Annotated in this window: 12 protein-coding genes; 10 read left to right on the forward strand and 2 right to left on the reverse strand. The window is 68.5% G+C overall.

Features of this window, described 5'->3' with window-relative positions; all coding sequences use genetic code 11:
- Positions 1–6: 6 nt before the first annotated feature.
- Positions 7–765, reverse strand: coding sequence for a histidine utilization repressor (gene hutC, locus IEW15_RS00655; RefSeq protein WP_322111474.1), 759 nt, complete (start codon positions 763–765; stop codon positions 7–9).
- A 273-nt stretch (positions 766–1038) separates the two neighbouring features.
- Here hutC and IEW15_RS00660 point away from each other — a divergent pair, with 273 nt between their 5' ends.
- From IEW15_RS00660 to IEW15_RS00700, 9 genes are all read left to right on the forward strand, one after another.
- Positions 1039–2076 (forward strand): ABC transporter substrate-binding protein, encoded by a 1038-nt coding sequence (locus tag IEW15_RS00660; protein ID WP_188574021.1) that lies wholly within the window; start codon positions 1039–1041, stop codon positions 2074–2076.
- A 115-nt stretch (positions 2077–2191) separates the two neighbouring features.
- Positions 2192–3049, forward strand: a complete 858-nt coding sequence (locus IEW15_RS00665) for an ABC transporter permease (protein WP_188574022.1) — start codon at positions 2192–2194, stop codon at positions 3047–3049.
- Positions 3042–3863, forward strand: coding sequence for a quaternary amine ABC transporter ATP-binding protein (locus tag IEW15_RS00670; protein ID WP_188574023.1), 822 nt, complete (start codon positions 3042–3044; stop codon positions 3861–3863). Before IEW15_RS00665 ends, IEW15_RS00670 begins: the two co-directional genes overlap by 8 nt.
- Before the next feature lie 34 nt (positions 3864–3897).
- Positions 3898–5406, forward strand: a complete 1509-nt coding sequence (locus IEW15_RS00675) for an HAL/PAL/TAL family ammonia-lyase (protein WP_322111475.1) — start codon at positions 3898–3900, stop codon at positions 5404–5406.
- Positions 5407–5511: 105 nt separating this feature from the next.
- Complete coding sequence (gene hutU / locus IEW15_RS00680; protein ID WP_188574025.1) at positions 5512–7185, forward strand: urocanate hydratase; 1674 nt, start codon at positions 5512–5514, stop codon at positions 7183–7185.
- Between the two features lie 53 nt (positions 7186–7238).
- Positions 7239–7811, forward strand: a complete 573-nt coding sequence (locus IEW15_RS00685) for a HutD/Ves family protein (protein ID WP_229707721.1) — start codon at positions 7239–7241, stop codon at positions 7809–7811.
- Positions 7812–7989: 178 nt separating this feature from the next.
- Positions 7990–10407 (forward strand): ATP-dependent helicase, encoded by a 2418-nt coding sequence (locus IEW15_RS00690; protein ID WP_188574027.1) that lies wholly within the window; start codon positions 7990–7992, stop codon positions 10405–10407.
- Complete coding sequence (locus tag IEW15_RS00695; RefSeq protein WP_188574028.1) at positions 10391–11338, forward strand: 50S ribosomal protein L11 methyltransferase; 948 nt, start codon at positions 10391–10393, stop codon at positions 11336–11338. The genes IEW15_RS00690 and IEW15_RS00695 overlap by 17 nt, the downstream gene beginning before the upstream one ends.
- A 49-nt stretch (positions 11339–11387) precedes the next feature.
- Entirely contained in the window at positions 11388–13439 is a 2052-nt protein-coding gene (locus IEW15_RS00700) for an aminopeptidase P family protein (protein ID WP_188574029.1), read from the forward strand.
- Positions 13440–13478: 39 nt separating this feature from the next.
- On the opposite strand, the gene IEW15_RS00705 is transcribed toward IEW15_RS00700, so the two are convergent.
- The gene (locus IEW15_RS00705; protein ID WP_188574030.1) at positions 13479–13682 is read right to left on the reverse strand and encodes a DUF4169 family protein; all 204 of its coding nucleotides are present in this window, start codon (positions 13680–13682) and stop codon (positions 13479–13481) included.
- Between the two features lie 333 nt (positions 13683–14015).
- On the opposite strand from IEW15_RS00705, the gene IEW15_RS00710 reads away from it, so the two are divergent.
- Entirely contained in the window at positions 14016–15764 is a 1749-nt protein-coding gene (locus tag IEW15_RS00710; RefSeq protein WP_188574031.1) for an AsmA family protein, read from the forward strand.
- Positions 15765–15904 lie beyond the last annotated feature (140 nt).

A 15904-nucleotide genomic window follows, 5' to 3' on the forward strand; every position in this document is an offset into this window, starting at 1 on the left:
AGGGCGTCAATACGCGCTTTCCAGCCGATAACGGGTGCCCGGATAGAGCAGGCGGACTGATGTCACGACCCTGGCCTCGGCGCGCTGGGCCACCGACCATGTCCGCCGCCGGACCATCAGGCAGGGCTCGGTGCGGGCGATCGACAGCAGCCGGCATTCCCATGCCTTCGGCAGAATAGCCTCGACCGACTGTTCGGTGCGCGCGATCGGCGCCAGTGCCGTCAGATAGGCATTGGGCGTGGTGCCGTGGAAATCCTGCGCCAGATAATCGGGCGCCACGGCCGGATTGACGAACCGGTCCTCGATCTGGATCGGCACATCGTCCTCGCGGTGCACGATCACGGTGTGGAAGACCTGCGCGCCCATCGCCACCTCCAGCGCATCGGCCAGTTCAGGGCCGCAATTTTCGGCCTGGCTCAAGGTGATGACGGCGGTGTGGACGGCGCCGCGCTCGGCAATCTCGTCGGCAATGTTGCGCACGCCCAGAAATGGCGCGCTGCGCTTGGCGGGCGCTACGAACGAGCCCTTACCCTGGATTCTCAGGATCACGCCTTCGGTCGCCAGTTCGCGCAGCGCCCGGTTGGCGGTCATCCGGCTGACGCCCAGCGCCTCGACCAGTTCGTTTTCCGACGGCACCCGGTGATTGGCCGGCCAGTCGCCGGCCTCGATCCGCGCCTTGATCCGGGCCTTCAGTTGTTCATACAGCGGCAGGTCGCGCAGCCCGTCCGGCCCCGTGGGGGTCGGGGTGGTCGCCTCGATCGGCATGGCGATATCGGTCATCGGGGCTGCCTGTCTGGTGTGCATGGGGGAGGTTGCATGTTTTTCGACCATACCGTATTGCGCCGGTTCGGGAAATGGGTCATCTTGCATATACAACTTGTCTGGCCGCATCGGGGGGATGACCCGAGCGGCCCGGACCAGATCGCACCGTGCGGCCCTGGGGAGAACAACGGGCAGGGCGGCGCCGCGATCACTAAAAATCCTGCCCAGAATCCTGCCCAAAATCCTGACCGGGTCTGCCACAAAAGGGAACGCAAGGTGTCCATGTCCACGCTCAAGCTCGCGCTTGCCGCCAGTGCCGCCATTTTCGCCGCCTCGACCGGGGCCGCGCAGGCGGAAACCTATTGCGGTGATGGCAAGACCGTCACCTTCGCCGGTATCGACTGGGAAAGCGGCGCCTTCATCACCGAGGTGATGAAGACCATTCTGTCCGAAGGTTATGACTGCAAGGTCGACTCGATCCCCGGCAATTCGGTGACGCTGGAGCAGGCGACCGCCAATAACGACGTCCAGATCTTCGCCGAGGAGTGGATCGGCCGCAGCGATGTCTGGAACAATGCCGCCGATGCCGGCCAGGTGGTCTCGGTCGGCAAGACCTTCGTCGGCGCCAGTGAGGGCTGGTATGTGCCGGCCTATGTGATCAAGGGTGATTCCGAACGCGGCGTCGAGCCGATGGCGCCGGATCTGAAGAGCGTGTCGCAGCTCACCGATCCGGCGATCGTGAAACTGTTCACCGATCCGGAAGAGCCGTCGAAGGGCCGGTTCCTGAACTGCCCCTCGGGCTGGACCTGCGAGGGCGTGAACACCGCCAAGCTTCAGGCCTACAAGCTGACCGACGCCTATGTGAACTTCCGTCCCGGCACCGGCACGGCGCTGGATGCGGCGATCGCCTCGGCCTATCTTCAGCGCGAACCGGCCCTGTTCTATTACTGGACGCCGACCGCGATCATGGGCAAATACGACCTGATCAAGCTGGACGAGCCGGCCTATGACGAGGCCTGCTGGACGGAACTCACCAGTTCGACCGGCAGCCGTGAGCGTGGCTGCGCCTTCCCGGCGGTCGAGGTGGCCTATGGCCTGAATGCCCAGTTCGCCAAGGATGCGCCCGAGATCGTGGCGATGCTGGAGAAGGCCACCTTCCCGCTGGCCGAGGTCAATGCCAGCCTGGCCTATATGGTCGACGAGAAGGCCGAGGCGGCGGATGCCGCGAAGCATTTCCTGGCCACAAAGGGTGATGTCTGGGGCGGCTGGGTCTCGGCCGAGACCAAGGCGAAGATCGACGCCGCGGTGAAGTAACCGGCCCGCGCGGCCCGGCCGGTTTCTTCGCCCGGCCTTTTCCCAATGTGCCCCGCCGCCGGGTTGTCGGCGGCGGGGGCGTCCTCCGCTTCACCCGCGGCAAGGAAGCGACCCCATGTTCCCAGACTCCCTGCATGTGTCCATTCGCGGGCCGATCAACGATTTCGTCCGGATGCTGGTGATCGACTATGGCTTTGTGTTCAAGGCCATCTCGACCGTCATCCTTCAGGGCATCCTGTTCATCGAACAGATCCTGCGCGGCCTGCCCTGGTGGGCGGTGTTTCTGATTTTCATCGCACTCGCCTGGCAGGCGACCCGCCGGATCGGCCTGACGGCGATGGTGGCGGTGCTGCTGTTCGCGGTGGGGATGCTGGGCCTGTGGGATCTGACCATGCAGACCCTGGCGCTGATGCTGATGGCGACCCTGGTCTCGGTGGTGATCGGCGTGCCCATGGGCATCTGGGTGGCCAAAAGCCGGATCGTGCGCGGCGTCACGCTGCCGGTGCTCGACGTGATGCAGACCATGCCCAGCTTCGTCTATCTGATCCCGGCGATCATGCTGTTCGGTCTGGGCAAGGTGCCGGCGGTGCTGGCGACCATCGTCTATGCCGTGCCGCCGCTGATCCGGCTGACCGATCTGGGCATTCGTCAGGTCGATGGCGAGGTGGTCGAGGCGGCACAGGCCTTTGGTGGCAGCCCGCGCCAGATCCTGTTCGGCGTGGAACTGCCGCTGGCGGCGCCCACCATCATGGCCGGGCTGAACCAGACCATCATGATGGCGCTGTCGATGGTGGTGGTGGCGTCGATGATCGGCGCCCGCGGCCTGGGCGAGCAGGTGCTGAACGGCATCCAGACGCTCGACGTCGGCAAGGGGCTGGAGGCGGGCCTCGGTATCGTCATTCTGGCGATCGTGCTCGACCGCATCACCCAGGGCTTCGGCCGGCCGCGCGGGGAGGACCGGACACATGGCTGAGATCGGCATCGCCAATGTCTACAAGATCTTCGGCCGCGACACCGCCACTGCCCTCAAGCTGGCGCGCGAGGGCCTGGACAAGGCGGAGATCCTGGCCCGCACCGGGTGCAGCGTCGGCCTCGACGATGTCAGCCTGACCATCGGCGCCGGGCGGATCTTCGTGATCATGGGCCTGTCCGGGTCCGGCAAGTCGACGCTTGTCCGCCACATCAACCGGCTGATCGAGCCGACCGCCGGCGCCGTCAGCTTCGACGGTCAGGACATCCTGGCGCTGGGCCCCAAGGCCCTGCGCGACTTCCGCACCCACCGGGTCAGCATGGTGTTTCAGAGCTTCGGCCTGATGCCACATCGCACCGTGTTGCAGAACGCGGTCTATGGCCAGCGGGTTCGCGGGCTTTCAGCCGCAGAGGCGCGGCCGATCGGCATGCGGTGGATCGAGGCCGTGGGCCTGCTGGGCTATGAAGACAAATACCCGCACCAGTTGTCGGGCGGTATGAAGCAGCGCGTCGGGCTGGCCCGGGCCCTGGCCGCCGATACCGATGTGATCCTGATGGACGAGGCGTTCTCGGCGCTCGACCCGCTGATCCGCGCCGATATGCAGGACCAACTGCTTCAGCTTCAGCAGACCCTGTCCAAGACCATCGTCTTCATCACCCACGATCTCGACGAGGCGCTGCGCATCGGATCGGAGATCGCCATCCTGAAGGATGGCCGGCTGGTCCAGGTCGGCACGCCCGACGAGATCCTGACCAGCCCCGCCAATGATTATGTGGCCCGCTTCGTCCAGCGCCGGGCCGGAGGCGTCCATGACTGACACCAGGAATGAGCCCGGCTTTTTTTCAGGCGACATGACCGCGGGTGATTTCGTGGCAGCCAACCGCATCGTTCTTCACGGTCCGCTCGGCTGGCGCGATGTCGCCGCAGTGGCCGACGGCGCCGGCCTCGACCTTTCAGCGGCCGCCCGTGGCCGCATCGAGGCGGCGCGCCGCATCGTCGATGCCCTGGTCGAGCGTGGCATCCGCGGCTATGGCATCAACACGGGCGTCGGCGCGCTGTGTGATGTGATCATCGACCGCGATGCCCAGCAGAGCCTGTCGCGCAATATCCTGTTCAGCCATGCCTGCGGCGTGGGCGACCCGCTGCCGGCGCCTGAGACCCGGGCGATCATGACCGCCCAGATCAACAATTTCGCCCATGGCGCCTCGGGTATCCGGCCGGAGACGGTCGATGCCCTGCTGGCCCTGCTGAACGCCGACGTCCTGCCGGTGATCCCGTCGCGCGGGTCGGTGGGCTATCTCACCCATGGTGCGGCGATCGGTCTGGTGCTGATCGGCCATGGCGAGGCGCGCCACGGCGCCGAACGGCTGACCGGGCGCGAGGCGCTCGCCCGCGTGGGTCTGGAACCGCTGGTGCTGGAGGCCAAGGAAGGTCTCAGCCTGGTCAATGGCACGCCCTGTGCCACCGGCCTTGCCTGTCTGGCGCTGTCGCGCATGGACCGGGCGATGGATTGGGCGGATGCCGCGGCGACCTTGTCCTATGAAAATCTGGGTGCTCAGGCCGAGGCATTCGCCGCGGTGCCGCTGGCGCTGCGCACCTCGCCGGGTCTGCGCACCGTCGGCGCCCGGCTGGCATCCTGGCTCGATGGCAGCGAGTTGCTGGCGGCCTCTGCCGGCAGCCGCACCCAGGATCCGCTGAGCCTGCGGGCGGTGCCGCAGGTGCATGGCGCCGTGCGGGACCAGATGGAGTATCTGGCGGCGGTGGTGGATCGCGAGCTTGCCAGTGTCACCGACAATCCGGCGGTCGCCGGCACACCTGACGCGCCGGAGGTACATTCCCAGGCCCATGCGGTGGGCGCGGCGCTGGGCCTTGCCATGGATGGTCTGGCGGTTGCGGCGGCGGAACTGGCGGCGATCTGCGAACGCCGCATCGACCGGCTGGTCAACCCGCTGGTCAGCCGGCTGCCGGCCTTCCTTGCCTGGAACAGTGGTGTTTGCTCGGGCTTCATGATCGCCCAATACACGGCGGCGGCGATCGCCGCCGAATGCCGGCGGCTGGCGGCGCCTGCCAGTCTGGATGGCGGTGTCACCTCGGGGCTACAGGAGGACATCCTGACCCATGCCACGCCGGCTGCCGGCAAAGCTTTGATGGTGCTCGACAATCTGGAACGGGTTCTGGCGATCGAGCTGCTGGCGGCGGCACAGGCCTATGATCTTCAGCCGGCCGGGCTCGGCCGGGCGACTCGCACCGACGCGCTCTATCGCCGTATCCGGGCACGTGTCGCGCCCTATGCCGACGACCGGCCGCTGAACGGCGATTTCACCGCGATGCAGACCATTCTGCAGACCACGCGCCCCTGAGCCTGCGGCGCGGCTCTGACCACTGAGCCTCTCTATGTCCTTCAGCCCCCTCGGCCGGTCGAGATCGACGACACCGGCCGCATTATCGCCCGAGGAGCACATCCGATGAGCAATCCGCGCCACAATATCCGCGAGATCAGGGCGCCGCGCGGACCCGAGATCAGCGCCCGGAGCTGGCTGACCGAAGCGCCGCTCCGCATGCTGATGAACAATCTGGACCCCGACGTCGCCGAGAATCCCAACGAACTGGTGGTCTATGGCGGCATCGGCCGGGCGGCGCGGACCTGGGCGGATTTCGACCGGATCGCGGCCACGTTGCGCACGCTGGGCGATGACGAGACGCTGCTGGTCCAGTCGGGCAAGCCGGTTGGCGTGTTCCGCACCCACAAGGATGCGCCCCGGGTGCTGATCGCCAATTCCAACCTGGTGCCGCATTGGGCGACCTGGGACCATTTCAACGAACTGGACCGCAAGGGTCTGGCCATGTACGGCCAGATGACGGCGGGTTCCTGGATCTATATCGGCACCCAGGGCATCGTTCAGGGCACCTATGAAACCTTCGTCGAGGCCGGACGCCAGCATTACGACGGCAACCTCAAGGGCCGATGGATCCTGACCGGCGGTCTTGGCGGCATGGGCGGCGCCCAGCCGCTGGCGGCGGTGATGGCCGGCGCCTGCTGCCTCGCGGTCGAATGCAACCCGGACTCGATCGATTTCCGCCTGCGCACCCGCTATGTCGACGCCAAGGCCGAGACGCTCGACGAGGCGCTGGAGATGATCCGCCGCTGGACGGAAGCGGGCGAGGCGAAGTCGGTTGGCCTGCTCGGCAATGCGGCCGAGGTGCTGCCCGAACTGGTGCGGCGCGGCGTGCGGCCCGACATGGTCACCGACCAGACCTCCGCCCATGACCCGATCAACGGTTATCTGCCGATCGGCTGGAACATGGCCGAATGGCGGGCGAAGCGCGAGAGCGACCCCAAGGCGGTCGAGGCGGCGGCGCGCGCCTCGATGAAGATCCATGTCCAGGCGATGCTGGATTTCTGGAACCGGGGTGTGCCGACGCTCGATTATGGCAACAACATCCGTCAGGTCGCCAAGGATGAGGGGCTTGAAGACGCCTTCGCCTTCCCGGGCTTCGTGCCGGCCTATATCCGGCCGCTGTTCTGCCGTGGCGTCGGCCCGTTCCGCTGGGCGGCCTTGTCGGGCAATCCTGAGGACATCTACAAGACCGACGCCAAGGTGAAGGAACTGCTGCCCGACAACGCCCATCTGCACCGCTGGCTTGACATGGCACGCGACCGGATCGCCTTCCAGGGCCTGCCGGCGCGGATCTGCTGGGTCGGTCTTGGCGATCGTCATCGTCTGGGGCTTGCCTTCAACGAGATGGTGGCGAAGGGCGAGCTTGAGGCACCGGTGGTGATCGGCCGCGACCATCTGGATTCAGGCTCGGTCGCAAGCCCCAACCGCGAGACCGAGGCGATGAAGGACGGGTCCGACGCGGTGTCGGACTGGCCGCTGCTGAACGCGCTGCTGAACTGCGCCAGCGGTGCCACCTGGGTCAGCCTGCATCATGGCGGCGGCGTCGGTATGGGCTTCTCGCAGCATTCCGGCATGGTGGTGGTCTGCGACGGCACCGAGGACGCGGCGCGGCGGATCGAGCGGGTGTTGTGGAACGACCCGGCAACCGGTGTCATGCGTCATGCCGATGCCGGCTATGACATCGCCCTCGATTGCGCCCGCGAACAGGGCCTGCGCCTGCCGGCGATCCTGGGGAACTGACCATGGATGCGGCTCACGTCACGCGGTTTCTGCCGGCGGCGGGGCACAGACGCATGCCGTGGAAGAATGGCGGCGGCGAGACCGTGGAAATCGCGGTCTCGCCGGCCGGCGCCGGGCTCGATGCCTTCGACTGGCGGCTGAGCATGGCGACGGTGGCGGTGGACGGGCCGTTCTCGACCTTTCCCGGCATCGACCGGACGCTGGCGGTGCTGACCGGCGCCGGCATGGTCCTGGACATCGCCGGGCTCGGGCGCCGTACCCTCGATCCCGCCACCCTGCCGCTCGCCTTCCCGGCCGACCGGCCGACGACGGCGCAGCTCGTGAACGGCCCGATCACCGATCTGAACCTGATGACCCGGCGCGGCCGCCTGGTCCACGACGTGACGCGGCTGCGGGTGACCGTCCCGCAGGCGCTGGCGGCGACATCGGATATCCTTGTCCTGCTCTGCGCCAGCGGTCATGCCGGTGTCCGGGTCGGCGAGGCGCGGATCGGGCTGGCCCCGCTCGATGCGCTGCTGATCGCCGGCCGCCCGCAGACGGAGCCGGCCTGCGAGATCGCGGCCGACGGCACCGACAGCGCGGCCGTGATCTTCATCTGCCGGATCAGCGACGGTCTGCCCGGCTGACGGCATGCGGCCGGCGCGGGCCGGCCCATGGCCCTGACCGCAACCCCTCCTTGTAGAGCTAGCCCCAAGGGTATAGGTAAGGCAGACGCGCCGGCGGCTGTCACCGAGGCCGCGTTTTTGTTATGTTCCTGGGTGAGAGCCCCCCGGAAGATCCAGAGGAAGAGGTCCGGTCGACCCGATGTCCGATCCATTCAGCCTGCCGGAACCACAGGCGCCGCTGCCGCAGGACCATGGGGCCCGCGGCACCCATGCCTATCTCGACGGGCTGAATGCCGAACAGCGGGCGGCGGTGGAAACGCTCGACGGGCCGGTGCTGGTGCTGGCGGGGGCCGGGACCGGCAAGACCCGCGTGCTGACCACCCGGCTTGCCCATCTGGTCGATACCGGGCGGGCGCGGCCCTGGCAGATCCTGGCGGTCACCTTCACCAACAAGGCCGCACGCGAAATGCGCGAGCGGGTGGCGCGGCTGATCGGCGGCGACGAAAGCGGGCTGTGGTTCGGCACCTTCCATTCGCTGGCGGCCCGCATCCTCAGGCGTCATGCCGAGCTGGTGGGCCTGAGTTCCACCTTCACCATCCTGGACACCGACGACCAGATCCGTCTGGCCAAGCAGGTGATCCAGGCGGCGGGCGTGGACGAGAAGCGCTGGCCGCCCAAGGTGCTGGTCGGCGCCATCCAGCGCTGGAAGGACAAGGCCTATCAGCCGGCCGAGGTGCCGGGGGTGGAGGCGCATGAATTCGCCCGCGGTCGCGGTTCCAGCCTCTATGCCGCCTATCAGGCGCGGCTGAAAGAGCTGAACGCGGCCGATTTCGGCGATCTGCTGATGGAATGCATCCGGCTGTTCCGCCAGCATCCCGACATCCTGGCCGACTGGCAGCGCCGCTTCCGCTATATCCTGGTCGACGAGTATCAGGATACCAACGTGGCGCAGTATCTGTGGCTGCGGCTGCTGGCCCAGGCCCATCACAACATCTGCTGCGTGGGCGATGACGATCAGTCGATCTATTCCTGGCGCGGCGCCGAGGTCGGCAACATCCTGCGGTTCGAGACCGACTTCCCCGATGCGACCGTCGTGCGGCTGGAACGGAATTACCGCTCCACCGGCCATATTCTGGGCGCTGCCGGGGCGTTGATCGCCCATAACGAGGGCAGGCTTGGCAAGACGCTGTGGACCGATGATGGCGAGGGTGAGCGCGTCCGCATCCAGGGCTGCTGGGATGGCGACGAGGAGGCGCGCTTCGTGTCGGATGTGATCGAGCATCTGCGCGCGCAGGGGCTGTCGCTGTCGGACATGGCGGTGCTGGTGCGTGCCGGCCACCAGACCCGCGCCTTCGAAGACCGCTTCGTGACCATCGGTCTGCCCTATCGGGTGGTGGGGGGGCTGCGGTTCTTCGAGCGCGCCGAGGTGCGCGACGCGCTGGCCTATCTGCGGCTGATGATCGCCAGCGCCGATGATCTGGCCTTCGAGCGGATCGTGAACGTGCCCAAGCGCGGGCTGGGCGATGCCTCGGTTCAGGCGCTGGCGGTGGCGGCGCGGGCCGAGGGTGTGCCGCTGCTGGTGGCGGCGGGCGAACCCGCGATCACCAATGCGCTGCGCCCGAAGGCGCGGGCGGCGCTGGGCGATCTGGCGCGGCTGATTGCCGGCTGGCGCGAGGCGTTGTCGCATGAGACCCATGGCGAGGTCGTGCGCCGGATGCTGGATGAAAGCGGCCTGACCGGCATGTGGCAGGCCGAGAAGACCCCGGAAGCCCAGGGCCGGCTGGACAATCTGAAGGAACTGGCCCGCACGGTCGAGGAATTCGACAGCCTGCCGGCCTTTCTGGAACATGTCTCGCTGGTGATGGATGTCGACACCCGGGCCGGCGACGAGATGGTCAGCCTGATGACCCTGCATGGCGCCAAGGGGCTGGAATTCGACACCGTGTTCCTGCCCGGCTGGGAAGAGGGCGTCTTTCCCCATGAGCGCGCGCTTGAGGAAAGCGGGCGCGAGGGGCTGGAGGAAGAACGCCGGCTGGCCTATGTCGGTCTGACCCGCGCCCGGCGCCGGGCAGTGATCAGCTTCGCCGCCAACCGGCGGGTCTATAACCAGTGGCTGTCTTCGGTGCCGTCGCGTTTCGTCGAGGAATTGCCGGGGCCCCATGTCGAGCTGTCGGGGCAGACCGGGGTTTATGGCGGCAACCGCCAGGGCGGATGGCAGCCAGCCGGCCGCGGCCGGCCATCGGACCATGCGGCACCGGACCCTTATGCACAGACGGAGGTTTACGACCGTGCCACACGCCTGGCCGACGACCTGTCCACCCGCACCATCGACGGATCGGCGGTTCGGGTGAACGATCGCGCAGGATCTGGCGGCACGGCCGGCGGTGGTCGCGATTTCGCGCCGCGCCGGCTTCAGCCGACCAGTGGCCGCACACCCGGACAGGCCGCGGCGGCAGCCAAGGCCGCCGACACCTCGTCGTTCAAGATCGGCATGCGGGTGTCCCATGCCAAATATGGCGCCGGATTCATCGAACGCATCGAAGGCGACAAGCTGCAGGTGGTGTTCGATGGTGTCGGCCGGAAGAAAGTGATCGATCGCTTTGTCGAGCCCGTCTGATCCCGCCCGCCTGGTGTGGCGGCTGACCCTGGATGTCCCGGGGCTGGAACATGTCTCCGCGGTTGAAACCGCGCTTGAACCCTTCGTCGAAAGCCTGACCAGCTTCGAGGTGGTGGAGGATGGCCTGTGGTGGCGGGTCAGCGGCTATGCCCGCGGTGCCCGGCCCGAGATGGCGGTGATCTCCACACGTGTCGCGGTGCTTGCGGCGGCGCTGGATATTCCGCTGGAAAGCCCGTCGCTGGACCGGCTGGAGGATCGCGACTGGGCGAGCGACGTTCTGAAGAGCTTCGTGCCGATCAAGGCCGGCCGCTTCGTGGTTCATGGCAGCCACCTGTCGGGCGACGTGGTGCCGCCGGGCGCCATCGGCATCGTGGTCGATGCCGGCCAGGCCTTCGGCTCGGGCGAGCATGGCACCACCCGTGGCTGCCTGACCATGATCGACCGCATCGCCCGCCGGCGGCTGCCGGTCCGGCGTGTGCTGGACATGGGCTGCGGCTCGGGCGTGCTGGCGATCGGCGCCGCGAAGCGGCTGAACCCGCGCATGCTGCGCCGCCGGGTGCTGGCCGTCGACAATGATCCGCGATCGGTTGCGGTGACGGCCGAGAATATCCACATCAATCACGTGCGCGACCGGGTGATCCCGCTGATCTCGGAAGGCTTCCGCCGGCCCGAGGTGACGGCATACGGGCCGTACAACCTGATCCTGGCCAATATCCTGGCCCGTCCGCTGGCGCGGATGGCGCCGGTGGTGGTGCGGCATCTGGCGCCGGGCGGGCGGCTGGTGCTGTCGGGGTTGACCCCGCGTCAGGATGCCTGGGTGCGCAACGCCTATCGCCGGCGTGGCCTGGTTCTTGAGGCCCGGCTGGTGCTGGACGGCTGGACGACATTGCTGATGCGGCGCGCCTGGCCGCAGCGGCCGAACCGGCGCTGACCACCGGCGCTGATCATTTCCTCCAACATCTTCTCTGTCGAGGCCGTCGATGATCGCAGCCACCCCGGACGGAACCAATCCGCAGCGCAACCCCAGCGACGATCTGGGCGCCCGGCTTGCCGCGGCCGGATCGCGCCTGCGGCCGGGCGACCTGGATGCGGTGCTGGCCGGAATCAACGCGTCGGCGGTGCCTGCGGATGACGAGGGCTGGATCGATCTGATCCTTGGCGCCGGGCCGCATGATCCGGCCCTGGTGGCCGATCTGGTGCGGCGGCGCACCAAGACGGGGGCCGAGCCGGCCGACGGCCTGTGGGATGATGCGCCCGATACCGCCGGCCGGGTCGCCCGGCTGCGCGCCCGGCTGGCGGCGGCGGGCGTCGATGGCTTCATCGTGCCCCGCGCCGACGAACACCAGGGCGAATATGTGCCCCGGGCGGCGGAACGGCTGGGCTGGATCACCGGCTTTCATGGCTCGGCCGGCACCGCGATCATCCTTGGCGACCGGGCGGCGATCTTCATTGATGGCCGCTATACCATTCAGGCCGAACAGGAGGTCGACGGGGCGGTGTTCGAACGCTGCCATGTGGTCGATCGGGCGCCGATGACATGGCTGGCCGAGGTGGCGGATCGTGGTGCGCGGATCGGCTATGATCCGCATCTGCACACGCCGGGGGAACTGGCCCGCTGGCAGCGCCAGCTCTCGCCGGCGGGCATCGATCTGGTGGCGCTGGATGGCAACCCGGTGGACGCCGTGTGGAACGGCCGCGCCGCCCTGCCGCTGGGGCCGGTGGTGCCCCATGACGAGCGTTTCGCGGGCGAGCCGGTGGCGGCCAAGCGTGCGCGGATCGGGGCCGCGATCCGGGCCGCCGGCGCCGATGCCTATCTGATGACGCTGCCTGAGGATCTGGCCTGGCTGCTGAACATCCGCGGCGCCGACGTGCCCTGCGCGCCGATGCCCCTGGGCTTCGGGTTGATCGATGCCGATGGCGCCACGCAGATGTTCATCGACCCGCGCAAGCTGACCCAGGCGGCGCTGACCCATCTGGCCGGCGAGGCGCGGGTGGCGCCGGTCGAGGGGCTGGGGGCGGCGCTGGATGCCTGCGCCGGCCGGCGGGTGCTGATCGATCCGGCGACCGCCACGGTCTGGGCCGATCTGCGGCTGAAGGCGGCGGGCGCCACGGTTGTCGAGGGCGCGTCGCCGATCGCCCTGCCCAAGGCGCGCAAGAATGCGGTGGAACTGGCGGGGACAAGAGCGGCGCATCTGCGTGACGCGGGCGCGCTGGTCACCTTCCTGGCCTGGATCGCCGCCGAGGCCCCCATGGGCCGGGTGACCGAGCTGGACGCGGCAGAGAAGCTTGGCGCGCTGCGGCGCGGGCTGGATCATTATCGCGGCATGAGCTTCGAGACCATCTCGGCCGCCGGACCCAACGCCGCCATGGCCCATTACCGGGTGAATGAGCGCAGCAACCGCCGGCTGGTCCCGGGCGAGATCTATCTGGTCGACAGCGGCGGCCAGTTCCTGGACGGCACCACCGATGTCACCCGCACCATCGGCATCGGCGCTATGCCCGACGCGGTGGCGCGGTCGTTCACCCTGGTGCTGAAGGGCCATATCGCGGTCGCGACCGCCCGTTTCCCGGCCGGCACCACCGGCGCGCAGCTCGATGTGCTGGCGCGTCATCACCTGTGGGCGGCGGGGCTGGATTTCGACCATGGCACCGGCCATGGCGTCGGCAGTTATCTGTCGGTCCATGAGGGGCCACAGCGGATTTCGAAGGTGTCGGGCGTGGCGCTGGAACCGGGCATGATCCTGTCGGACGAGCCCGGCTATTACGAGCCCGGCCGCTATGGCATCAGGATCGAGAATCTGGTGGTGGTGCGCGAGGATGGCATCGGCTTCGCGGGGCGGCGGTTCCTGGCCTTCGATACCATCACGCTCGCGCCGATCGACCGCACGCTGATCCGCGCCGACATGCTGACGGCGGCCGAGTGCGACTGGGTCGACGCCTATCATGCCCGGGTGCTGGCCGAGGTGGGGCCGCTGGTCGCGCCCGATGTGGCCGCGTGGCTGGCGGATGTGACCCGGCCGCTCGACCGGTAAAGTCCAGCTCCGCCGGCCATTCAGCGCGCTGGCGTCCGGTCAGCGCTGTGGCGTCTTGTCGGGGTCGTCTCCGGTCAACCGCTTCAGGTCCAGGATATGGCGGTCCCGGTCGCGTTCGGTATCGCGCAGGGTGCGCTGAAACCGGCTCATGCCGAAGCGGGCGCGGTTTTCGGCCGCGCGGGCCTCTTTCTCCGCACGGGCGCGCTGCTTGCGCGCGTCCTTCAGGTTGATGATGTCACCCATGGTCGGCATCTCCCGGGGCAAGACGACCGGAATGCCTGCACTGTACCGGCGGAGTTGCCCATACCTGCGGCCCCGGCTAGGGTCTATGGCGCTGCGATGCCGGCCATGGGCCGGCCGTTTGAACCTTCCGGCAAGGGCCGGCCTTGTGAACACTAAGGCGGCGCGTGGCCGGGGGCGAGTGGCATTTCCGCACAAGGGGGCCGCGTGATGTGGCGGCGGCCCCGGATGTTGATGCCACGGCAGCGCTGTGGCTGTTGTATCATGCGGCCTCTCGCCCCTTGAGACACGCCGCTGCCGCTGACCGGATCCGATCTGAAAGGGAACCTCGCGCCGATGTCGTCCGCCGCCCGTATCGCCATTGCCGCCGGCAGTCTGATCGTGATCGGCATCGCCGCGATCGCGGTTGCGGGGGCTGTGTGGCTGCCGGGCCAGGATCTGCGGCAGGTGGCACCGTCGGTGGCCCAGTCGATGGCCGATCGGATCGCCAATGCGACCGGCGAGCCGGTCAGCATTGCCGGGGCCATGCAACTCAGGCTGCTGCCGGGGCTGGACCTTACCCTCAATGACGTGCGGATCGGCGCCGATCCCCAGACCGGGCTTGCGGCCGACCGGATGGTGATCGGCCTGTCGGTGCTGGATCTGGCGGGCGGCGGCTTCACGCCCCGGCGGCTCGACCTCGATGGGCCGCGGATGGCGCTGGAGAATCAGGGGCCCGAGACCGCGGCGTCGTCGGGTGCCGAGGCGCTGATCGCGGCGGTGCCGTCGCTGTCGATCCGCAACGGCACCCTGGATCTGGGCCTGGGCGGCGATCGCCGGGTTCTGATCGACGGGATAGAGATCGATGCCACCACCACCGGCGCCGGTGTGCGCGAGATCAGGGGACGGCTGGCGGCTGGCGGTGTGCCGGTGCTGGTTGAGACCCGCCTGGGCAGTGCCGACCCGGACGGTGCCCAGGCGATTGCCGGCCGGTTGACGCTGATCGCCGGCGGCGCGCTGCTGACCTATGACGGCCAGGTGACGGATGGCGGCTTCAAGGGCCGCGTGGATATGAAGGCCGGTGATGCCGGCGTGCTGGCCGGGCTGGTGTCGGATGTGTCGGGCGTGACGGAAACGCCGCCCGTGCCCTTCGGCCTGCCCTTGCGACTGACCGGCCAGTTGTCGGCGGGGGCGGCCGGCGCGCGGCTGGATGACGGCCAACTCGTCCTTGGCGAGACCAGCGCGCAAGGCGCCGTGCACTGGGTGCCGGGCGAAGGCACCACCATGCGGCTGGATGTCGGGCGGCTGGATCTGGCGCCGTGGATCGAGGCGGCTGCAGCACCCGGTGCCACCGTGGCCCTGCTGGCGGCCCTGCCGCGGCAGTTGGATCTGAAGGCCGCATCGGTCGAAACCGGGCGGCCCGACCTGCCGGGGCTGACCGGTCTGGTGATCGGCCTGCGTCGCGACCCGCGCACGGGCGGCGATCTGCTGATGCCGGCATTTTCGATCGAAAGCACCGCCGGCGTCTCGCGACTGGATGCCGAGGGGCGGATCGGCCCGCGCGGTGGCGGCCTGGGCTTCGATGGTGCCGTGACCCTGCAGGCGCGGTCTGCCGCGGGGCTGATCGCCGGTTTCAATGATGGTGAAGCACCCGATACCGCCACCGGCCGTTTCGGCCGGGTGGCGCTGCGGGCCAGGGCGGCCCTGGCACCCCAGGGGCTGAACCTTGCCGATCTGTCGGGCACGGTCGATGGTGCCGATGTCGCGGGCGGATTGTCGGCGGCCTGGGGCGGCCCCGACGGCGCCTGGCGGCTGGGCGGGCGGCTGGCTTTCGACCGCTTGAACCTGGATGCCTATCTGCCGGTGCGGACCGGCGCGGATGACGGCGCCGAGAGTGTGCAGGCCGGTCGGCTGGTGGTGGCGGGGCTGCCGGATGCCGGCGGCGGCCGGGTCCAACTGGCTGCCGGGCAGGGTGTGTGGCGTGGCGGCACGGTTCAGGATCTGGAAGTCGATCTGTCGATCGAGGGCAGTGTCGCGCGTGGCGTGGTGCGGTTCCGCGACGACACGGCCGCGCGCTTCGTGCCGCAGCCGGCCGGAGCGTCCTGACGATGCTGCGTCCTGACGATGCTGCGTCCTGATGACGCAGGGCCGGTGCCGTCCGTCGCCGCATGATCGGTCATGCCCATAGTGAAACAGCCGCATCCATGGCCATGGATGCGGCTGTTTCATCGGTCATCCAGGATCCC

It is taken from the genome of Tistrella bauzanensis (assembly GCF_014636235.1).
Classification (GTDB): Bacteria; Pseudomonadota; Alphaproteobacteria; order Tistrellales; family Tistrellaceae; genus Tistrella; species Tistrella bauzanensis.